The sequence below is a fragment of the Citrobacter sp. Cb031 genome, from assembly GCF_030336725.1.
Taxonomy (GTDB): Bacteria; Pseudomonadota; Gammaproteobacteria; order Enterobacterales; family Enterobacteriaceae; genus Citrobacter; species Citrobacter braakii.
In genome coordinates, this window is sequence record NZ_JAOWDA010000025.1 from 268,512 (window position 1) to 289,991 (window position 21,480).

The 21,480-nt window shown below is 53.4% G+C and carries 18 protein-coding genes and 1 pseudogene; 9 read left to right on the forward strand and 10 right to left on the reverse strand.

Translation table 11 applies throughout. From position 1 onward, the window contains the following. Window positions 1-22 precede the first annotated feature (22 nt). Window positions 23-1,915 (forward strand): DNA topoisomerase IV subunit B, encoded by a 1,893-nt coding sequence (gene parE / locus OGV93_RS11095; RefSeq protein WP_003024571.1) that lies wholly within the window; start codon window positions 23-25, stop codon window positions 1,913-1,915. A 100-nt stretch (window positions 1,916-2,015) separates the two neighbouring features. Here the strand turns inward: parE and OGV93_RS11100 are convergent, their stop codons facing one another. The 4 genes from OGV93_RS11100 to qseB form a co-directional block, all read right to left on the reverse strand. After that, a complete protein-coding gene (locus OGV93_RS11100; RefSeq protein ID WP_016154515.1) occupies window positions 2,016-2,330 on the reverse strand; it encodes a putative quinol monooxygenase in 315 nt (104 codons plus the stop codon). Between the two features lie 30 nt (window positions 2,331-2,360). Then, window positions 2,361-2,942 carry an NAD(P)H-dependent oxidoreductase gene (locus OGV93_RS11105; RefSeq protein WP_284201210.1) on the reverse strand — a complete coding sequence of 194 codons (582 nt, stop codon included), beginning with the start codon at window positions 2,940-2,942 and terminating at the stop codon, window positions 2,361-2,363. A 109-nt stretch (window positions 2,943-3,051) separates the two neighbouring features. Then, window positions 3,052-4,401, reverse strand: coding sequence for a quorum sensing histidine kinase QseC (qseC, locus tag OGV93_RS11110; protein WP_053388755.1), 1,350 nt, complete (start codon window positions 4,399-4,401; stop codon window positions 3,052-3,054). Next, window positions 4,398-5,057 (reverse strand): quorum sensing response regulator transcription factor QseB, encoded by a 660-nt coding sequence (gene qseB, locus OGV93_RS11115; protein ID WP_047358644.1) that lies wholly within the window; start codon window positions 5,055-5,057, stop codon window positions 4,398-4,400. Before qseB ends, qseC begins: the two co-directional genes overlap by 4 nt. 152 nt (window positions 5,058-5,209) lie before the next feature. Between qseB and OGV93_RS11120 the strand changes: the two genes are divergently transcribed. The 4 genes from OGV93_RS11120 to ftsP all read left to right on the forward strand — a co-directional run bounded on the left by OGV93_RS11120 (window position 5,210) and on the right by ftsP (window position 10,399). Beyond that, complete coding sequence (locus tag OGV93_RS11120; protein WP_016154511.1) at window positions 5,210-5,605, forward strand: YgiW/YdeI family stress tolerance OB fold protein; 396 nt, start codon at window positions 5,210-5,212, stop codon at window positions 5,603-5,605. 118 nt (window positions 5,606-5,723) lie between these two features. Beyond that, window positions 5,724-7,982 carry a DNA topoisomerase IV subunit A gene (gene parC / locus OGV93_RS11125; protein WP_016157479.1) on the forward strand — a complete coding sequence of 753 codons (2,259 nt, stop codon included), beginning with the start codon at window positions 5,724-5,726 and terminating at the stop codon, window positions 7,980-7,982. Window positions 7,983-8,177: 195 nt separating this feature from the next. Beyond that, window positions 8,178-8,915 carry a 1-acylglycerol-3-phosphate O-acyltransferase gene (gene plsC / locus OGV93_RS11130; protein WP_049268740.1) on the forward strand — a complete coding sequence of 246 codons (738 nt, stop codon included), beginning with the start codon at window positions 8,178-8,180 and terminating at the stop codon, window positions 8,913-8,915. Window positions 8,916-8,986: 71 nt separating this feature from the next. After that, window positions 8,987-10,399: a cell division protein FtsP gene (gene ftsP / locus OGV93_RS11135; RefSeq protein WP_016154508.1), complete on the forward strand. Its 1,413-nt coding sequence runs from the start codon at window positions 8,987-8,989 to the stop codon at window positions 10,397-10,399. 16 nt (window positions 10,400-10,415) lie between these two features. Here the strand turns inward: ftsP and OGV93_RS11140 are convergent, their stop codons facing one another. Then, window positions 10,416-11,891, reverse strand: a complete 1,476-nt coding sequence (locus tag OGV93_RS11140; protein WP_277395806.1) for a TrkH family potassium uptake protein — start codon at window positions 11,889-11,891, stop codon at window positions 10,416-10,418. A 199-nt stretch (window positions 11,892-12,090) separates the two neighbouring features. Between OGV93_RS11140 and OGV93_RS11145 the strand changes: the two genes are divergently transcribed. After that, the gene (locus OGV93_RS11145; protein WP_003024532.1) at window positions 12,091-14,262 is read left to right on the forward strand and encodes a YgiQ family radical SAM protein; all 2,172 of its coding nucleotides are present in this window, start codon (window positions 12,091-12,093) and stop codon (window positions 14,260-14,262) included. 85 nt (window positions 14,263-14,347) lie between these two features. Here the strand turns inward: OGV93_RS11145 and OGV93_RS11150 are convergent. From OGV93_RS11150 to yqhD, 3 genes and pseudogenes are all read right to left on the reverse strand, one after another. Next, a pseudogene (locus OGV93_RS11150) lies at window positions 14,348-14,528 on the reverse strand (hypothetical protein); the annotation flags it as partial. Between the two features lie 48 nt (window positions 14,529-14,576). Continuing rightward, the gene (dkgA, locus tag OGV93_RS11155; protein ID WP_016154506.1) at window positions 14,577-15,404 is read right to left on the reverse strand and encodes a 2,5-didehydrogluconate reductase DkgA; all 828 of its coding nucleotides are present in this window, start codon (window positions 15,402-15,404) and stop codon (window positions 14,577-14,579) included. A 306-nt stretch (window positions 15,405-15,710) separates the two neighbouring features. Then, window positions 15,711-16,874 carry an alcohol dehydrogenase gene (yqhD, locus tag OGV93_RS11160; protein WP_003838168.1) on the reverse strand — a complete coding sequence of 388 codons (1,164 nt, stop codon included), beginning with the start codon at window positions 16,872-16,874 and terminating at the stop codon, window positions 15,711-15,713. Window positions 16,875-17,068: 194 nt separating this feature from the next. Between yqhD and OGV93_RS11165 the strand changes: the two genes are divergently transcribed. Next, window positions 17,069-17,968, forward strand: coding sequence for an AraC family transcriptional regulator (locus OGV93_RS11165; protein ID WP_029139662.1), 900 nt, complete (start codon window positions 17,069-17,071; stop codon window positions 17,966-17,968). Between the two features lie 77 nt (window positions 17,969-18,045). Here OGV93_RS11165 and yghB read toward each other — a convergent pair whose 3' ends face one another. Further along, complete coding sequence (gene yghB, locus OGV93_RS11170) at window positions 18,046-18,705, reverse strand: DedA family general envelope maintenance protein YghB (protein WP_016154504.1); 660 nt, start codon at window positions 18,703-18,705, stop codon at window positions 18,046-18,048. A gap of 131 nt (window positions 18,706-18,836) precedes the next feature. Further along, window positions 18,837-20,024, reverse strand: coding sequence for a cystathionine beta-lyase (metC, locus tag OGV93_RS11175; protein WP_287109573.1), 1,188 nt, complete (start codon window positions 20,022-20,024; stop codon window positions 18,837-18,839). Between the two features lie 250 nt (window positions 20,025-20,274). Between metC and exbB the strand changes: the two genes are divergently transcribed. Both exbB and exbD read left to right on the forward strand, forming a co-directional pair. Beyond that, a complete protein-coding gene (exbB, locus tag OGV93_RS11180) occupies window positions 20,275-21,009 on the forward strand; it encodes a tol-pal system-associated acyl-CoA thioesterase (RefSeq protein ID WP_016154502.1) in 735 nt (244 codons plus the stop codon). Window positions 21,010-21,015: 6 nt separating this feature from the next. Further along, window positions 21,016-21,441, forward strand: a complete 426-nt coding sequence (gene exbD, locus OGV93_RS11185) for a TonB system transport protein ExbD (RefSeq protein ID WP_016154501.1) — start codon at window positions 21,016-21,018, stop codon at window positions 21,439-21,441. Window positions 21,442-21,480 lie beyond the last annotated feature (39 nt).

Below are 21,480 nucleotides of genomic sequence, written 5' to 3' on the forward strand. Positions count from 1 at the left end.
ATTCGAATTGCTTATTTAAACCATGACGCAAACTTATAACGCTGATGCCATTGAGGTACTCACTGGGCTTGAGCCGGTACGCCGTCGCCCGGGGATGTACACCGATACAACCCGTCCGAACCATCTTGGACAGGAAGTGATTGATAACAGTGTGGATGAAGCACTGGCGGGCCACGCAAAACGCGTGGACGTGATTTTACATGCCGACCAGTCTCTGGAAGTTATTGATGATGGCCGCGGCATGCCGGTAGACATTCACCCTGAAGAGGGCGTTCCGGCGGTAGAGCTGATCCTCTGTCGTCTGCACGCAGGCGGTAAGTTCTCCAACAAAAACTATCAGTTCTCTGGTGGTTTACATGGGGTAGGGATCTCCGTGGTCAACGCCCTGTCGAAGCGTGTGGAAGTGAACGTGCGCCGCGACGGGCAGGTGTACAACATCGCGTTTGAGAACGGCGATAAGGTGCAAGATTTACAGGTTGTCGGTACCTGCGGTAAACGCAATACCGGAACCAGCGTGCACTTCTGGCCGGATGAAAGCTTCTTTGACAGCCCGCGTTTTTCCGTTTCGCGCTTAACGCACGTACTGAAAGCCAAAGCGGTGCTGTGCCCAGGCGTTGAGATCACCTTTAAGGACGAGGTCAATAACAGTGAACAGCGCTGGTGCTACCAGGATGGCCTGAATGACTATCTGAGCGAAGCGGTGAATGGCCTGCCGACGCTGCCGGAAAAACCGTTTATCGGTAATTTCAGCGGTGAAACAGAAACCGTGGACTGGGCGCTGCTCTGGCTGCCGGAAGGCGGCGAGCTGCTGACTGAAAGCTATGTGAACCTGATCCCAACCATGCAGGGCGGTACGCACGTTAACGGCCTGCGTCAGGGTCTGCTGGATGCAATGCGCGAGTTCTGTGAATACCGCAATATTCTGCCGCGCGGCGTGAAGCTGTCGGCGGAAGATATCTGGGATCGCTGTGCTTACGTGCTGTCAGTAAAAATGCAGGATCCGCAGTTTGCCGGACAAACCAAAGAGCGCCTCTCTTCGCGGCAGTGCGCGGCATTCGTCTCTGGCGTGGTGAAAGATGCTTTCAGCCTGTGGCTGAACCAGAACGTGCAATCAGCCGAACTGCTGGCTGAGATGGCGATTTCCAGCGCCCAGCGTCGTCTGCGTGCGGCGAAAAAAGTGGTGCGTAAGAAGTTGACCAGCGGTCCGGCGTTGCCGGGGAAACTGGCGGACTGTACCGCACAGGATCTTAATCGCACCGAACTGTTCCTCGTCGAAGGTGACTCGGCGGGCGGATCGGCGAAACAGGCGCGCGATCGTGAATATCAGGCGATCATGCCGCTGAAAGGTAAGATCCTCAACACCTGGGAAGTCTCTTCCGATGAAGTGTTGGCTTCGCAGGAAGTTCACGATATTTCGGTGGCGATCGGTATCGATCCGGACAGTGATGATCTGAGCCAGCTGCGCTACGGTAAGATCTGTATTCTGGCGGATGCGGACTCCGATGGTTTGCATATCGCCACGCTGCTGTGCGCGCTGTTTGTGAAACACTTCCGTACGCTGGTGAAACACGGTCACGTCTATGTGGCGCTGCCGCCGTTATACCGTATCGACCTCGGTAAAGAGGTGTATTACGCGCTGACGGAAGAAGAGAAAGCGGGCGTGCTGGAGCAGTTAAAACGCAAGAAAGGCAAGCCGAACGTGCAGCGCTTTAAAGGTCTGGGTGAAATGAACCCGATGCAGCTGCGTGAAACCACGCTGGATCCGAACACCCGCCGCCTGGTGCAGCTCATCATCGATGACGAAGACGATCAGCGTACCAACGCAATGATGGATATGCTGCTGGCCAAGAAGCGTTCTGAAGATCGCCGTAACTGGTTGCAGGAGAAAGGCGACCTGGCGGATCTCGAAGGGTAATTGACCGTGAATGCCTGGTGACGCTGGGCTTACCACGCCTGAGGATTGCAATATAAGCCGGATACGTCTGTTTATGGCGTTATCCGGCAAATCGACAATCTTAAATGCCAGACTCCAGAATACGAATACTCATGTCCAGCACGTCGCCTTTCACGGCTTCGCTATAGGCTTTCATATGCGGTGTCTGCAAATGCGCTTCAAGATGCGCAATGCTTTCCCACTGTTCAACCATCACGATTGAGTCCGGGGCTGTGGTCTGAAAACTGACGCCAGCAGCATGATCGACCATCGGCGCGTAGCCGTGGCAGCCTTCTTCTTTCAATACGGTTGGAACGATTTTAGCGAATTGATCCAGTACCGCCTGGCGGTGATGTTGACCTGGACGTGTACGGATTTCTGCAATAACGGTAAGCATGGTTAACTCCTTCTAATTCCAGGTTACCAGTTAACCAAAAATTACGTTCAGATGCTTGCGATATTCTGCGATATAACGCGGGACGTCCGGCATTTTAATCACGTCATTGGTGATAAAGGTCGGCAGCGCTTCCATTCCCAGGAACTGGTTTGCTTTATGGAACGGGAGATAAACGCCATCAACGCCAACGCCATGGAAGAACTGATCTTTTTCAGTAAAAGCTTCCATCGGTGCGTTCCAGGTCAGTGACAGCATGTATTTTTTGCCCTGAATCAGCCCACCGGAGCCGTATTTTTTAGACGCATCTGAACGCGTGCGACCATCGCTGGCGTACAGCGTACCGTGACCTTCGGTAAACACGTCATCAATGTATTTTTTCACGGTCCACGGCGCACCCATCCACCAGCCAGGCATTTGCCAGATAACCACATCGGCCCAGACGAAGTTCTGTACTTCATCAGAAATGTCATAGTCGCTGTCGGCGCGCACGATTTTAACATCATGCCCGAGGTCGCGCAGAAGGCCATCCGCGACCTCGGTCAGGGTGTCGTTTAACTGACCGTTGGAGTGGGCGAATTTTTTCGCACCATTGATAATCAGAATGTTGCTCATTTTGTGTCCTCAGGGAAATACGTTTGAAGACGATTTTACCCCTACCAGCGACGCGGTGAAATTAGCAAAATGTGCAAAGTCTTTTGCTATTTGAGCAATAATAACGCAATTACCAACTGACCTTCGCTTCAAAGCCACCTTGCGGAGCGTTGCCAAACGAGGCTGACATTCCATGCAATATTGCGATACGGCGGACGATCGATAGGCCAAGACCGCTGCCGGTCACGCTTTGTCCCGGTGGACGATAAAAGCGTTCCCCGATGTGCGTCAGGACCTCTGGCGCAACGCCAGGACCATTATCCTTGACGCTAAAATTACGGGCGTTGAGCGTCACTTCCACAATGCTACCCCGCGGGCTGTAACGGATCGCATTATCCAGCAGATTTCGTACCATCAGGCTCAGTAACAGCGGCTGTCCTGTGCGCATGATGTTATGCGCGTTAATCTGCAAACGCACGTCGATGTGCGCCTGCTGGGCTGGATGGTAGATATCCATCACCGCGGATTGCAAAAGCTCCTCCAGCGAGATTTCCGCCACATCCTGAAGATTGTCGAGGGAGTCGAGGCGTGAAAGCGTCAGTAACTGATCGACCAGCCTGGTGGCGCGTTCAATTCCCGCATGCAACTGTACCAGCGCTTTTTCCCGCGTTTGCGGGTCGTCGTCTGACAGTTGCACCACTTCTGTTTGTACTTTCAGCGCGGTCAACGGGCTGCGCAGCTCGTGGGCAGCATCAGAAGTGAAGCGCCGTTCGCGGACCATCATGGAATGGGTGCGGGTAAACAACTGATTGAGCGATTCAACCAACGGGCGCACTTCGCTTGGCACACCTTTCGGGTCGAGCGGCTCCTCCGATTCCGGTGAGCGCCAGCGCAGAGCCTGCGCCAGTTTTTTCAGCGGCCTGAGTTCACGGCTAATCATGACCACCAGGATTAGCAACATCAGCGGCAGCGCAATCAACCACGGTGTTAACTGGGCGGTGACGATCGACAGCGCCATATCCTCTCGATACTCCCACTCCTGGCCTACCACAATGCGGTATTTGCCGTCAGCGGAATTCAGCCACAGAAAACGCCATGCGTCGTTGTCCCCCTTGAGTTGGCCATCGGTAAAGCCTTCGTGGGTGTAGCTGTAGGGAATATCCTGGCCGTTGTCGCCATCGTGCAATACCATTTTGCCGTCGATGGTGAAGATGGCAAACGTCAGCGCGTCGTCATCAATATGGCCGTGCTTGAGCTTCTTCGGCGTGCGAGCCATATTGCTTGAGGTGGTGACGTCGCTGATATCCAGCGTACTGAGCCGCTTGGCGAACAGCATCAGTTGGGTATCAAACAGCTCATCGACATTGTCGGTGGTCTGCTTCCAGGCTACAAAGCTGGAAACGGCCCAGGTTGCTGATGCCAGAATCAGAAAAATAAGCGTTAGCCTGACGCGCAGGCTGAGGCGTTGTGTGAGTTTCATGCGTCACCCAGGGTGTAGCCAATGCCATGCACGGTACGGATAAAGTCGCTGCCGAGCTTACGGCGTAAGTGATGGACGTGTACTTCAATCGCATTGCTGGAGACGTTTTCGTCCCAGGTATACAGTTTTTCTTGAATCAGTTTGCGGGGCAGGACGCGACCCTTATTGCGCATCAGCAGCTCCAGTAGAGCGAACTCTTTGGGTTTGAGAGACAAAGGCTCATCTGCCGACGTGGCAACCAGCGCGCCGGGATCAAGCGTCACCTGGCCATGGCGCAATATGTTGCTCGCCTGGCCGCTGGCACGGCGCACCAGCGCCTCCAGCCTGGCGGCAACTTCGATCAGCGCAAAGGGTTTGCACAGATAGTCATCCGCGCCGAGACGCAGACCCTCAACGCGTTCCGCCAGCGCGTCGCGAGCGGTCAGAATCAGCACTGGCTCCTGCTTCCCGTTGGCTCGCCATTCGCGCAAGATCTCCCGTCCGTCGATGCCTGGCAGCGTCAGGTCGAGGATCACCGCATCATAAGGGGCGCTGTAGAGCGCTTCTTTCCCCTGGCGACCCTCGGTAAACCAGTCGATGCTGAAACCCATTTTACTCAGACCTGTTTTCAGGCCGTCGCCGATCAACGTGTCATCTTCGATCAGTAAAATACGCATATGTTCTTCCCTGCAGCCGCTCTCATTAGCGTCAGTAAACCTTGTGACTACAGCCTCTGTACAGCAAAAAAAGTATCTTTTTTTGCCTTAAGAACTTGTTAAGGATTAACTTATTTAATAGTCGTAAACCAAAATGAAAGGGAGACATGACGATGAAAAAATTAGCTGCAATGGTTGCTGTAATGGCACTGTGTTCCGCACCTGTTCTGGCAGCGCAGCAGGGCGGTTTCTCTGGACCGACAACCACCACGCAAAGCCAAAATGGCGGATTTGTCGGCCCGAATGGTAGCAGCGCGACGGTAGAAAGCGCCAAATCACTGCGTGATGACACTTGGGTTACCCTGCGCGGGAACATCGTTGAGCGTATTTCCGACGACCTGTATGTGTTTAAAGATGCGACTGGCACGGTGAATGTGGATATCGACCACAAGCGCTGGAACGGCGTAACCGTCACACCGCAGGATGTGGTTGAAATCCAGGGTGAAGTGGATAAAGACTGGAACTCCGTTGAAATCGACGTGAAACAGATTACCAAAGTTGCCAAATAATCCCCATCAGGGCCGCACTCGTGGCCCTTTTCTTTGTGACTCAACACGCCAGATAGGGTAGTATCTGCGGCAATATTGCCCTTCAATAGAGGGGTACAAAGTTGAGGAACCACGATTAATGAGCGATATGGCAGAGCGCCTGGCGCTGCATGAATTCACGGAAACCGCCTATCTGAACTACTCCATGTACGTCATCATGGACAGGGCGTTGCCGTTTATTGGCGATGGTTTGAAACCCGTTCAGCGTCGCATCGTGTACGCGATGTCCGAACTGGGGCTGAATGCCAGCGCCAAATTTAAAAAATCCGCCCGTACCGTCGGTGACGTACTGGGTAAATACCACCCACACGGCGACAGCGCTTGTTATGAAGCGATGGTACTGATGGCGCAGCCGTTCTCTTACCGTTATCCGTTGGTCGACGGGCAGGGGAACTGGGGGGCGCCGGACGATCCGAAATCCTTCGCGGCGATGCGTTATACCGAATCCCGCCTGTCTAAATATGCGGAAGTTCTGCTGGGTGAACTTGGCCAGGGAACGTCGGACTGGGTGCCAAACTTCGACGGCACCATGCAGGAGCCGAAGATGCTGCCTGCGCGTCTGCCAAATATTCTGTTGAACGGCACGACCGGTATTGCCGTTGGTATGGCGACGGACATTCCGCCACACAACCTGCGTGAAGTGGCGAAAGCGGCGATTACCCTGATTGAGCAGCCGAAAACGACGCTGGATCAGTTGCTGGACATCGTGCAGGGGCCGGACTACCCGACCGAAGCGGAGATCATTACCTCGCGGGCGGAGATTCGTAAGATTTACGAAAACGGGCGCGGCTCCGTACGTATGCGCGCGGTATGGACGAAAGAAGACGGCGCGGTGGTGATTTCCGCACTGCCGCATCAGGTTTCCGGGGCAAAAGTGCTGGAGCAGATCGCCGCTCAAATGCGCAATAAAAAGCTGCCGATGGTAGACGACCTGCGCGACGAATCGGATCACGAAAACCCGACCCGTCTGGTGATTGTCCCGCGCTCCAATCGTGTGGATATGGAGCAGGTGATGAACCATCTGTTTGCCACCACCGATCTGGAAAAAAGCTACCGCATCAATCTGAATATGATCGGTCTTGATGGTCGTCCGGCGGTGAAAAATCTGCTGGAGATCCTCACCGAATGGCTGGCGTTTCGCCGCGATACCGTACGTCGTCGCCTGAACTATCGTCTGGAAAAAGTGCTTAAACGCCTGCATATCCTTGAAGGTTTGCTGGTGGCGTTCCTCAACATTGACGAAGTGATCGAAATTATTCGTCATGAGGATGAACCTAAGCCCGAGCTGATGTCGCGGTTTGGCATTTCTGAAACCCAGGCTGAAGCCATTCTTGAGCTGAAATTGCGCCACCTTGCCAAACTCGAAGAGATGAAAATCCGCGGCGAGCAGGATGAGCTGGCGAAAGAGCGCGATCAGCTGCAAGGCATTCTGGCTTCCGAGCGTAAAATGAGTAACCTGCTGAAGAAAGAGCTGCAGGCTGATGCCGAGGCCTATGGCGACGAACGCCGCTCTCCGCTGCAGGAACGTGAAGAAGCGAAGGCGATGAGCGAGCACGACATGCTGCCGTCAGAGCCAGTGACCATTGTGCTGTCCCAGAGTGGTTGGGTGCGTAGCGCGAAAGGCCACGACATTGATGCGCCGGGATTAAGCTATAAAGCGGGCGACAGCTTTAAGTCTGCGGTGAAGGGTAAGAGCAACCAGCCAGTGGTGTTCGTGGACTCGACCGGACGCAGCTACGCCATCGACCCGATTACGCTGCCGTCGGCGCGTGGACAGGGTGAACCGCTGACCGGGAAACTCACGCTGCCGCCGGGCGCGACGGTTGAGCACATGCTGATGGAAGGCGACGATCAGAAACTGCTGATGGCATCCGATGCGGGTTACGGTTTTGTCTGCACCTTCAACGACCTGGTAGCTCGTAACCGTGCTGGTAAGGCATTGATTACGCTGCCAGAAAATTCGCGCGTTATGCCGCCGGTTGTGATTGAAGATGAAACCGATATGCTGCTGGCAATCACCCAAGCCGGTCGCATGTTGATGTTCCCGGTAAGCGATTTGCCGCAATTGTCAAAAGGCAAAGGGAACAAGATTATCAATATCCCTTCAGCGGAAGCGGCGAAAGGTGAAGATGGCCTGGCGCAGCTCTACGTGTTGCCGCCACAAAGCACGCTGACTATCCACGTCGGTAAGCGCAAAATTAAACTGCGTCCTGAAGAGTTGCAGAAAGTGACCGGCGAGCGTGGCCGTCGCGGTACGCTAATGCGTGGTCTGCAGCGTATCGATCGCATTGACATTGACTCGCCTCGACGCGCCAGTCACGGCGACAGCGAAGAATAACGCTACCGTCCGGCTCTCCCTGTTTTAGCCCGGGGAGAGCCAAGGTTAAAAATTCCCGTGAAACCGTTGTTTATTCGTGCGTTGCGATTAACAATACGCTTTTCCAGAGAGCCGCCCTTAACAAAGCCCTAACCTGATACTGCGTGATGAATCAGGTGACGTAAAATGCCAGGCTCTTAGGCCTCAGAGGTTGTTATGCTATATATTTTTCGTTTAATCATTACTGTTATTTACTGCGTTCTGGTCTGTATTTTCGGTTGCATATACTGTTTGTTCAGCCCACGAAATCCAAAACACGTCGCAACATTCGGTCATATGTTTGGCCGCCTGGCTCCCCTTTATGGCCTGAAGGTTGAGTGCCGCATGCCGGCAGACGCGCAGAACTATGGTAATGCTATCTATATTTGTAATCATCAGAACAACTATGACATGGTTACCGCTGCGAATATCGTTCAGCCGCCGACGGTGACAGTCGGCAAAAAAAGCCTGTTGTGGATCCCATTCTTCGGGCTGCTGTACTGGTTAACCGGCAACCTGCTGATTGACAGAAACAACCGTACCAAAGCGCACAGCACCATTGCGGCGGTGGTGAATCATTTCAAAAAACGTCGTATTTCTATCTGGATGTTCCCGGAAGGAACGCGCAGCCGTGGTCGCGGTCTGCTGCCGTTTAAAACCGGCGCGTTTCATGCGGCGATTGCGGCGGGTGTCCCGGTTATTCCGGTGTGCGTTTCAACCACCTCGAATAAGATAAAACTCAACCGACTCAATAATGGTCTGGCGATTGTAGAGATGTTGCCGCCGATAGATATTAGCCACTTTGGGAAAGATCAGGTTCGTGAACTGGCAGCGCATTGCCGTACGCTGATGGAACAAAAAATCGCAGAACTCGATAAAGAAGTTGCTGAGCGGGAAGCCGCCGGTAAGGTTTAATCCGCGCAATTCGGGTTTGTTACAGGAAAAGATTTCCTGCGTGTTAATCGCCAGTTTTTCATGGAGTTTATATGTCATTCAGTCGGCGTCAGTTCATTCAGGCATCGGGGATCGCACTGTGTGCAGGTGCTGTTCCGCTGAAGGCTAATGCTGCCGGTCAGCAACAACCGTTACCCGTACCTCCGCTGCTGGAGTCCCGTCGGGGGCAGCCGTTATTTATGACGCTGCAACGCGCCCACTGGTCCTTCACGCAAGGCACGCGCGCACCTGTCTGGGGGATTAACGGTCGCTACCTGGGACCGACGATCCGCGTCTGGAAAGGGGATGACGTCAAGCTTATCTACAGCAACCGTCTGACTGAAAATGTCTCGATGACTGTCGCTGGATTACAGGTGCCAGGCCCGCTGATGGGCGGCCCGGCGCGCATGATGTCCCCTAATGCAGACTGGGCACCAGTGCTGCCGATTCGCCAGAATGCCGCTACGCTGTGGTATCACGCCAATACGCCAAATCGTACTGCCCAGCAGGTTTATAACGGTCTTGCCGGGATGTGGTTGATTGAAGATGAAGTGAGTAAATCACTGTCTATTCCCAACCACTACGGCGTGGATGATTTTCCGATCATTATCCAGGACAAGCGTCTGGACAACTTTGGTACGCCGGAATATAGCGAACCCGGCAGCGGTGGTTTTGTCGGTGATACCCTGCTGGTCAACGGGGCGCAAAGCCCGTATGTCGAAGTCTCTCGCGGCTGGGTGCGTTTGCGTTTGCTGAACGCTTCAAACTCACGTCGTTACCAGTTGCAAATGAGCGATGGCCGCGCGCTGCATGTAATTTCCAGCGATCAGGGCTTTTTACCTGCGCCCGTTTCGGTGAAGCAGCTCTCGCTGGCGCCTGGCGAGCGCCGTGAGATCCTGGTGGATATGACTAACGGAAATGAGGTCTCTATCACCTGTGGTGAGGCGGCCAGCATTGTCGACAGGATCCGCGGATTCTTTGAGCCTTCCAGTATTCTCATCTCCACGCTGGTATTGACGCTGCGCCCGACCGGTCTCCTGCCGCTGGTGACCGACAGTCTGCCAATGCGCCTGCTGCCAACGGAAATCCTCAGTGGTTCACCGATTCGCAGCCGTGATATCAGTCTGGATGACGATCCCGGCATCAACGGTCAGCTGTGGGACGTCAACCGCATGGATATTACCGCTCAGCAGGGCTCCTGGGAGCGCTGGACGGTACGAGCGGATATGCCTCAGTCTTTCCATATCGAAGGCGTCTCGTTCCTGATCCGTAATGTGAATGGCGCAATGCCGTTCCCGGAAGACCGGGGCTGGAAAGATACCGTCTGGGTCGACGGCCAGGTTGAATTACTGGTCTACTACGGACAACCTTCCTGGGCTCATTTCCCGTTCTACTTTAACAGTCAGACGCTGGAAATGGCGGATCGTGGCTCGATCGGACAGATGTTGGTGAACCCGGCGCCGTAATGCGCCGGAGTTTCCGTTACGCCCGCCAGAACATGCGCGAGAACAGGATCAGAATGGGGTAAATCTCCAGACGCCCCATGATCATGGCCGCGCACATCAGAAGTTTTGCCTCCTCGTTTAAGGTGCCAAACGTCGTTGCGGTGATGCCAAATCCCAGCCCCATGTTATTGATGCAGGCGGCAACGGTGGCGAATGAGGAGAAGAGATCGTAGCCCATCAGATTGAGCGCCCAGATAAAAAAGCTGGTAAATAAAACGTAGAGAAAGAAAAAGCTCCATACCGAACGCACTACTCGGTCGCTTACCACGTTATTGCCCACTTTGATATTCAGCAGGGCGCGAGGATGCGCGAGCTGATGTAACTCCTGACGACATTGCTTGAACATAATCAAAAAACGCAGCACCTTAATCCCCCCGCAGGTCGAGCCGACACAACCGCCGAAGAAACTGGCGCTGAGCAGCATGAATATCGTGTGCGAAGGCCACTGCGCATAATCCGCCGTCGACAGGCCATTATCTGTCAGCATCGAACTGACCAGAAAAAAGGCATGCACCAGGCTGTCCGTTATCCCGTACATACCCGCCCGCCAGACCTGCCAGGTGGCGATCAAGGTGACAACCAGCGCAATAAGCAGAAAGAAACGCAGCTCGGCATTACGACGAAAGGGCTTAAAGGTACGTTTCACAATAGCTACGTACCAGAGGGTGAAGTTAAACGCAGACAGCAGTGAAAACAGTCCGGCGACTAACTCAATAGCGTGGCTGTTATAAAAGCCGATGCTCTCGCTACGGGTGGAAAATCCGCCGAGAGAGACCGTCGACAGCCCGTGGCATAAGGCATCGAAAAACGACATCCCGGCAACCCAGTAGGCCAGAGTACAAATAAGGCCGAGAATGACGTAGGTCAGCCACAGCGTACGTGCGGTATCAGCAAGCCTTGGCGTGAGGCGTTCTTCTTTAAAGGGACCTGGCATTTCAGACTGATACAGCTTCATACCACCAATACCCAGCAGGGGTAATACCGCTACGGCAAGGACAATAACCCCCAGACCGCCAATAAAATTGAGCTGAGCCCGATAGTACAGATACGATTTCGGCAAGGCGCTGACGTCGTCAATCACCGTAGCGCCAGTGGTGGTTATCCCGGAAACCCCTTCGAACAGGGCATCGGCAAAGGAGAGATTTAAGCCATCGTCCATCCACATCGGCATGGCGCTGATAAACGAAAACAGCAGCCAGAACAGGACGATAATGACAAAGCCATCCCGGGTTCGTAGTTGAATACCTGCATGTTTGGTTGCCAGCCACGCTCCACCGCCGAGGGTAAAGAACGTCATAAATGTGCTGAAAAAGGCGAAAAAGCTCCGCTCTTTATTTAACAGAGCAATGGTCATCGGCGGCAGCATGGAGAAGCTGTAGAGAAGAACCAGAAATCCGCACAGGTGAACAACTACCCGTAACTGGGAAATATGCAGTGAATCGTTGAGTCGCAATGAAAAATCCCCCGCCGAAAAAGAGTTATCTCAGCTGGCCGGCATGGTGTTAATTATGAATGATAAAAATGGGCGTCGTAAAATTTAACAATTTAAATCACTTTCTACTTGTCTGACTCAGACTCCACTTCATTTCTTGCCGACATACAGCGTATAATCCCCGGCCTTTGATTATTTTTTTACCATTTTTGGAAGCACTATGAGCGCAATATCCCTGATCCAGCCGGACAGAGACCTTTTCTCCTGGCCGCAGTACTGGGCTGCCTGTTTTGGCCCGGCACCATTTTTGCCGATGTCACGCGACGAAATGGACCAACTTGGCTGGGATAGCTGCGACATCATTCTGGTTACCGGCGATGCATACGTCGATCATCCCAGCTTTGGCATGGCAATTTGCGGCCGTATGCTGGAAGCGCAGGGCTTTCGTGTTGGGATTATCGCCCAGCCGGAGTGGAACAACAAAGACGATTTTATGCGTTTGGGTAAACCGAACCTGTTCTTTGGTGTAACCGCAGGCAACATGGATTCGATGATCAACCGTTATACCGCCGATCGCCGACTGCGCCATGACGATGCTTATACGCCAGACAACGTGGCGGGCAAACGCCCGGACCGCGCGACGCTGGTCTATACCCAGCGCTGTAAGGAAGCATGGAAAGATGTGCCGGTTATTCTCGGCGGTATTGAGGCCAGCCTGCGCCGTACCGCGCACTACGACTACTGGTCTGATACCGTTCGTCGCTCCGTGCTGGTGGATTCAAAAGCCGACATGCTGATGTTCGGTAACGGCGAACGTCCGCTGGTGGAAGTGGCGCATCGTCTGGCGATGGGTGAAACTATCGATCAGATCCGCGACGTGCGTAACACCGCGATTATGGTTAAAGAAGCGCTGCCGGGCTGGAGTGGGGTGGATTCCACGCGTCTCGACACGCCGGGCAAAATTGACCCGATCCCGCATCCATACGGCGAGGATTTGCCGTGTGCCGACAACAAACCTGTCGCACCGAAAAAGCAGGAAGCGAAAGCGGTAACCGTACAGCCGCCGCGCCCGAAACCGTGGGAAAAAACCTACGTGCTGCTGCCGTCCTTCGAAAAAGTGAAGGGCGATAAAGTGCTGTATGCACATGCGTCGCGTATCCTGCACCACGAAACCAACCCAGGCTGTGCGCGCGCGCTGATGCAAAAGCATGGCGATCGCTACATCTGGATCAACCCGCCAGCCATTCCGCTCTCTACCGAAGAAATGGACAGCGTCTTTGCGCTGCCGTACAAGCGCGTGCCGCATCCGGCGTATGGCGACAGCCGCATTCCGGCCTACGAGATGATCCGTTTCTCGATCAACATTATGCGTGGCTGTTTTGGCGGCTGCTCGTTCTGTTCGATCACCGAGCACGAAGGCCGCATCATCCAGAGCCGCTCTGAAGACTCGATCATCAATGAAATCGAAGCTATTCGCGACACCGTTCCGGGCTTTACCGGCGTGATTTCCGATCTCGGCGGCCCAACGGCGAACATGTATATGCTGCGCTGTAAGTCACCGCGTGCGGAGCAAACCTGCCGTCGTTTGTCATGCGTCTACCCGGATATTTGTCCGCATATGGATACCAACCACGAGCCGACGATTAACCTCTATCGCCGTGCGCGTGATTTGAAAGGCATTAAAAAGATCCTTATCGCTTCAGGTGTGCGCTATGACATCGCGGTTGAAGATCCGCGCTATATCAAAGAGCTGGCGACCCACCACGTGGGCGGCTATCTGAAGATTGCGCCAGAGCATACTGAAGAAGGCCCGCTGTCGAAGATGATGAAGCCGGGGATGGGCAGCTACGATCGCTTTAAGGAATTGTTCGACACCTACTCTAAACAGGCCGGTAAAGAGCAGTACCTGATCCCGTACTTTATTTCTGCGCATCCTGGGACGCGTGACGAGGATATGGTGAATCTGGCGCTGTGGCTGAAGCAACGTCGTTTCCGTCTGGATCAGGTGCAGAACTTCTATCCATCACCATTGGCGAACTCCACAACCATGTATTACACCGGGAAAAACCCGCTGGGTAAAATTGGTTACAAGAGTGAAGACGTGGTGGTGCCGAAAGGTGATAAACAGCGTCGTCTGCATAAAGCGCTGCTGCGTTACCATGATCCAGCCAACTGGCCGTTAATCCGCCAGGCGCTGGAAGATATGGGGAAAAAGCATCTGATCGGTGGTCGTCGCGAATGTCTGGTTCCGGCGCCTACGCTGGAAGAGATGCGCGAAGCGCGTCGCCAGAACCGTCATACCCGTCCGGCGTTGACCAAGCACACGCCTGTGGCGCATCAGCGCCAGACGCCTGCCGCGAACAAAAAACGTGGGAAAGTAGCAGGGCGCTAATCTGTCTTGCCCGGGAGTGAAATGTTTACCGGGCCTGAAAGACCGTCGGCCGGATAAGGTGCCATCTGGCAGAAGTGCTCAGTAATTATGCCTCACGAATTCTGGCCGCTAATGCGGCCAGTTTTGCATCATCCGCCCGTTCATGATCGTGTGACGACAGATATCCTTCATATTGCTCGAAAAATTGGTTCTGCTGCGATTCAATCGGCTTCCAGTGGGGCAGATCGCATGGGACTCAATTAGCTGTGCACGTGGTCTACGCCGAAATTCAAATCAGTAAAGGCCCGACGAGAGGTCGGGCAGGAGAGAAGGGGTTAACCGCCGAACTGGTCCGGGTCTGGTCCCAGACGTTTGCCCTGATCGAGCTTTGCGATTTCGCCTAATTCATCTTTATCCAGGCGGAAGTCCCAGACGTTAAAGTTTTCTGCGATACGCGCAGGGGTGACTGATTTCGGAATAACCACCAGGCCGCTATCCAGATGCCAGCGGATGACAATCTGCGCCGGTGATTTGCCATATTTCTCTGCGAGATCGCGAATGATCTTTTGATCAAAGACGTCTTTGCCGCCCTGCGCCAGTGGGCTCCAGGATTCGGTCTGGATTTTATGCGTTGCGTTCCAGGCGTGCAGTTGGCGCTGTTGCATAAGCGGATGAAGTTCTATCTGGTTAATCACCGGTGGTACGCCGGTTTCATCCATCAGTCGCTGGAGATGATTGATCTGAAAGTTACACACGCCGATGCTCTTAATCAGCCCTTCTTTTTGCAGATCGATCATGCTTTCCCACGCTTCAACGTAGTGGTCGATCGCCGGCACTGGCCAGTGCATCAGATAAAGATCGAGGTAATCGAGCTGGAGTTTCTCCATGCTTTCGAGCAAGGCTTCCCGAGGGCGTTTCTGGTCATCATTCCACAGCTTGGTGGTGATGAATAACTCTTCCCGCGGTACGCCCGCATCGCGTATTGCTTTGCCGACACCTTCTTCGTTTTTGTACGCTGCAGCGGTATCAATTGAGCGATACCCCACTTCCAGCGCTTTATGAATGGCGGTGATGACCTCTTCGTTACTTGCCTTCCAGACCCCCAGGCCCAGCTGCGGCATGACGTTACCATCCTGTAGTTTAATAATGGTTGGACCGGTCATAATTCCTCCCCTGAATTGAGTTTACCGAGGCAAGCCCCGGTAAGTTAGGTGTGACTTAAGTCTGGCCTATCCTCGTCATACTTCAAGCTGCATATGCGTTGGCTTTATTACGCGGCCCATCCATGAGCCTCGCCCTTTCAGGTCCGCTGCAAGCAGTGTTCAAATCTGCTCCCGGCAGGTTTGTCGTTTCACCCCCAGTCACTGACTTATGTAAGCTCCTAGGGATTCTCTCCTTTGCCGCCTTTATGCAACTCGAAATATTTAGAATATAAATACCCAAAAATGAAAGGCGGAGGTGAAAAAACCTTAGCGGGCAGCTTCGTAAATCCGACGGCTGACCTCGAGCGTAATGTCCTGATGTTCGCCCAGTTTTGTACCGCCGTGCGCTTGCAGTTTTTCCAGTAGCGCTGGGATGGAGCTACCGTCCAGGCCGTAGTCAGACAGACGAGTCGGTACGCCCATTTGTTCGAAGAAAGCGCGGGTTGCGGCAATAGCGGCGTCGATGCGTTGGTCATCGGAACCTTCAGTGATATTCCAGATACGCTCTGCGTATTGCAACAGTTTGGCACGTTTGGTATCGCGTTTTTCATTCCACAGCGCTGGTAGAACGATAGCCAATGTTTGAGCATGATCCAGACCGTGCATTGCGGTCAGTTCGTGGCCCAGCATATGCGTTGCCCAGTCTTGTGGTACGCCTGCGCCAATCAGACCGTTCAGCGCCTGGGTTGCCGCCCACATAACGTTCGCACGCACGTTGTAATTTTCCGGCTCCTGCAATGCTTTCGGGCCTTCTTCTACCAGCGTAAGCAGAATACCTTCAGCAAAGCGATCCTGAATTTTCCCGTCTACCGGATAAGTCACATACTGCTCAACGGTATGTACGAAGGCATCTACGACGCCGTTCGCAACCTGACGCGGCGGCAGGGTATAGGTGTAAACCGGATCCAGCACGGCAAATACCGGCTGCACAAATGGGGTCATAAAGGCCAGCTTATCGCCGGTGGTTTTACGCGAAATGACCGCGCCGGAGTTAGATTCAGAGCCGGTTGCTGGCAGGGTTAATACGGAGCCCATCGGGATAGCGCTTGTTACGTCGTTGCCGTGGGTTTCCAGAATGCGCCATGGATCGATGCCGTCAGCGTATTGTGCCGCAGCCGCGATGAATTTCGTGCCATCCAGCACCGAACCGCCGCCTACCGCCAGCAGGAACGTCACTTTCTCATCACGCACGATTTTTACCGCGTTCATCAGCGTTTCATAAGACGGGTTCGGCTCAATACCGCCAAACTCCAGCACGTCCAGGCCTTTCAGCGCATCCTGAACCTGTGCCAGGACACCGGTTTTTTTCACGCTACCGCCGCCATAGGTAACCAATACGCGAGCATCCTGAGGGATTTGATCGCGCAGCTCAGCAATCGCACCTTTACCAAACAGAATGCGGGTTGGGGTATGGAGATTAAAGTTGTTCATTGCTCGTTCCCTTATGTGGGTAAAAAAAGAGGGCAGGAGAGTGTCTGCCGGATGATGAACATTGTGGTCGTCAGCCGCGCTGCTCTCAATGCTCATTTCTGCCGATGTCTTGCCCATTTCTACAGACTGCTGGAGAAAACGGATAAATCTGCGCATTATGTCAGGGTTGCAAACCGATGATGAAATGGTGCTCTATGAACCGTGATGAGATCTGCCTCCTGCTGACAGATAAAATTAAGCAGCTGAAAAACAATGAAAATAAACTCAGCGAACTGCTGCCAGATGTCCGCCTGCTGCACGGCACTGAGCCGGCAGCGCGTACACCGGTAATGTATCAGCCAGGAATCATATTTCTCTTTTCGGGACATAAAATTGGTTATATCAATGAACGTGTATTTCGTTATGACGCCAACGAATACCTGTTGCTAACCGTACCGTTACCCTTTGAATGTGAAACGTATGCAACGCCGGAGGTTCCCCTGGCCGGTATCTACCTGAATGTCGATATTCTGCAATTGCAGGAGCTGTTGATGGACATTGGGGAAGATGAGCTGTTCCAGCCCGCCATGGCGGCCAGCGGGATCAACTCCGCGACGCTTTCTGACGAAATACTGTGCGCCGCTGAGCGCCTGCTGGATGTGATGGAGCGACCGCTGGATGCGCGTATTCTGGGGAAACAGATTATTCGCGAGATCCTCTACCATGTGCTGACCGGGCCGCGCGGCGGCGCATTACTGGCGCTGGTCAGTCGCCAGACGCATTTCAGTTTGATAAGCCGTGTGCTAAAGCGCATTGAAACCAAATACACCGAAAATCTCAATGTCGAACAGCTGGCGGCAGAAGCGAACATGAGCGTGTCGGCGTTTCATCATAATTTTAAAGCGGTGACCAGCACGTCGCCGCTGCAATACCTGAAGAGCTATCGTCTGCATAAAGCACGGATGATGATGATCCACGACGGGATGAAGGCCAGTGCGGCTGCCATGCGCGTCGGCTATGAGAGCGCATCGCAATTCAGTCGGGAATTCAAACGTTTCTTTGGCGTAACGCCGGGGGAGGATGCGGCCAGAATTCGAATGATGCAGGGGAGTTAAACTTGCTCAGCGCTGGCCTGATAAGCGAAACGTCATCAGGCGAAAATGCCGGGGGAACCCCGGCCTACGGTTAATACTCAGGCGCTACAGTATTTTTTTTTAATCACGACAAACAGGGTTCCCAACAGACCCGCGGTTAACAGGGCAATCGGCAGGATCATTAAAAAGGTCATCACCTGATCTTCATGGCGTTTGACGAACGGGATCATGCTCAGCGCATAGCCAAAGCCGGTGACGACGGTGACCCACAGCAGACCGCTCAGCCAGTTAAAAAACTGGAACCGACGGTTTGGCAGGCCCGAAATTCCCGCCATTGTTGGCAGCAAGGTACGAACGAATGCCAGGAAACGCCCCGCCAGCAGTGCCATCAGCCCGTGTTGGTCAAACATGCAGGTAGCGCGCTGATGATATTTATCAGGTAATTGCGCCAGCCAGCCTTTTACCGTCCGCGTGTTGCCCAGCCAGCGTCCCTGAATGTAGCTCAGCCAGCAACCCAGACTGGCTGCGGCAGTCAGAATAGCTATGGTAGGTATAAAACTCATCACGTCCTGAGCGATCAGCGCCCCTGCCAGCAATAACAGGCTGTCTCCGGGTAAAAAGGAGGCAGGCAGCAGGCCATTTTCTAAAAACAGTGTGGCGAACATTACGAAGTACACCACGCTCACAACGTGCGGATCCGCCAACGCGGCAAAATCGTGTTGCCAAAGCGCGGAGACAATATCTTGAATGACTACCATGGACTTTCCTGTGGAACAGCGTTTATGTGTGGATTGTACTCCTGAATTGTCCGGGATGCCTTGATCCCGGACGCAACAATTGCAGACTTTTCCACCAGAAGTGTCTGCATATATGTCCATCTATGGCAATTTTACTCGATTCGGGCAAATCCTGCGGCCAAATCGGCAATCAGATCGTCAACATTCTCTAAACCGATATGCAAACGGATGAGCGTTCCACTGAAGTCCACCTCGCCTTGGGGACGGATTGCCGCAATATGTTCCGGCTGATTAGCGAGAATCAGCGACTCAAAACCGCCCCAGGAGTAGGCCATGCTGAACAGGCTGAAGTGGTCCAGATACGCGGCCAGCTCTTCATGATTTAGTTTCTTATTCAATACAAATGAGAACAGTCCGCTGCTGCCGGTGAAATCACGCTTCCAGAATTCGTGGCCTTTACTGCCGGGCAGCGCGGGGTGGTTCACGCGGGCGACCTGCGGATGGCTGGCCAGCCACTCGGCGACCTTTAAGCTGCTTTCATGATGTTGGCGCAGGCGAACGCTTAGCGTACGCAGTCCGCGGCTGGTCATATAGGCGGTATCGGCGTCCAGCATTTGCCCCATCAGATAGGTATTTTCGCGCAGTTGATCCCAGCAACGGGCATTAGCTACCGCAGTGCCGACCATGGCGTCGGAATGGCCAATCAGATATTTGGTGCCAGCCTGAATAGAAATATCGATGCCAAAATCCAGCGCTTTGAACAGCACCCCGGCAGCCCAGGTGTTATCAATTATGATGATCGCATCCGGCGCGACGCTTCTGACGGCGGCAACAATAGCAGGAACATCATGTACTTCCATGGTGACAGAGCCGGGAGATTCCAGAAATACGACTTTAGTGTTCGGCTGTATGTGCTTCACAATATCGGCACCAACCAGCGGATCGAACCATCCGGTGGACACGCCGAGTTTGCCGAGAATTTTGGTGCAGAAATCCTGGCTGGGTTCATAGGCGGTGTTGGTCATCAGCACATGATCCCCTTGTTCCACAAAGGCGAGGATGGTGTTGGCAACGGCCGCCGCGCCGCAGGGGAACAACGCGCAACCCGCGCCGCCTTCCAGTTCACACATTGCCTCCTGCAGGGAAAAATGCGTCAGGGTTCCGCGACGTCCATAGAAAAGCGCACCGTTAGCACGGTTGTGCGTAGCCTGCTTTTTGGCCTCTACGGTGTCAAACACTAGCGAAGAAGCGCGCTGGATCACGCTATTTACCGCGCCCAGCGTGTACTTTTTACTGCGTCCTGCGTGAACGAGTTTGGTTTCAAGTTGCTTATCTGCCATGTCGTCTTACCTGTTTTTATACGTCTGGATGTCTAAACTACCATGAATCAAAGATGACGCATCCTGCAGAACGGTCATACAGTAGAAAATAATCTCAAAATGCTTCTGGTGACTTTTTTACTGCGTAAGCGCAAGGAAAAGAAACCAAAGGTGCGGCAATATGTAAATAGTAATGAGAACGACTATCAATTCGACGTCGTTTTGATATCATTACGCTCAGATTTTGTGATTTGCGTCCTGGAGATACAGAGTGGGTAATAATTTGATGCAGACGGATCTTTCCGTCTGGGGTATGTATCAGCACGCCGATATCGTGGTTAAGTGCGTGATGATTGGGCTGATTTTGGCATCAGTGGTCACCTGGGCTATCTTCTTTAGTAAGAGCCTTGAGTTCTTTACTCAGAAACGCCGCCTTAAGCGTGAACAGCAACTGCTGGCGGACGCCCGCTCTTTAGACCAGGCAAATGAGATTGCTGCAGGATTTGATGGCAAAAGCCTGGGCGCACAGTTGATTTACGAAGCGCAGAACGAACTGGAATTGTCAGAAGGCAGCGACGACAACGAAGGTATTAAAGAGCGTACCGGCTTTCGTCTGGAGCGTCGTGTGGCGGCGGTAGGTCGTCATATGGGACGTGGTAACGGCTACCTGGCCACCATCGGGGCTATCTCTCCATTTGTGGGTCTGTTCGGTACCGTATGGGGCATCATGAATAGCTTCATCGGGATTGCACAAACCCAAACGACCAACCTGGCCGTTGTTGCGCCGGGTATCGCAGAAGCACTGTTAGCGACGGCGATCGGTCTGGTCGCGGCAATTCCTGCGGTCGTTATCTACAACATTTTCGCACGTCAGATTGGCAGCTATAAAGCGATGCTGGGCGATGTCGCGGCACAGGTACTGTTGCTGCAAAGTCGCGATCTGGACCTGAACGCTAGCGCTTCTGCCCATCCGGTACGTGCAGCGCAGAAATTACGTGTAGGATAATGTTCCATGGCAATGAGCTTTAATGAAAACCTGGACGATAACGGTGAAATGCATGAAATCAACGTGACGCCGTTTATCGATGTTATGTTGGTTTTATTGATCATCTTTATGGTGGCCGCACCGTTGGCAACGGTGGATGTGAAGGTGAATCTCCCGGCTTCCACCAGCACGCCGCAGCCGCGTCCGGAAAAACCGGTTTACCTGTCTGTTAAAGCCGATAAGAGTATGTTTATTGGCAACAATCAGGTGACGGATGACACCATGATTAGCGAATTAAATACGCTGACCGATGGGAAGAAAGACACCACGATTTTCTTCCGTGCGGATAAAACCGTCGATTATGAAACCATGATGAAAGTTATGGATACGCTGCATCAGGCGGGTTTCCTGAAGATTGGTCTGGTCGGTGAAGAGACCGTGAAAGCGAAGTAATCCTGATTGCCGGGTAATGGTTGTTGCCTTACCCGGCCT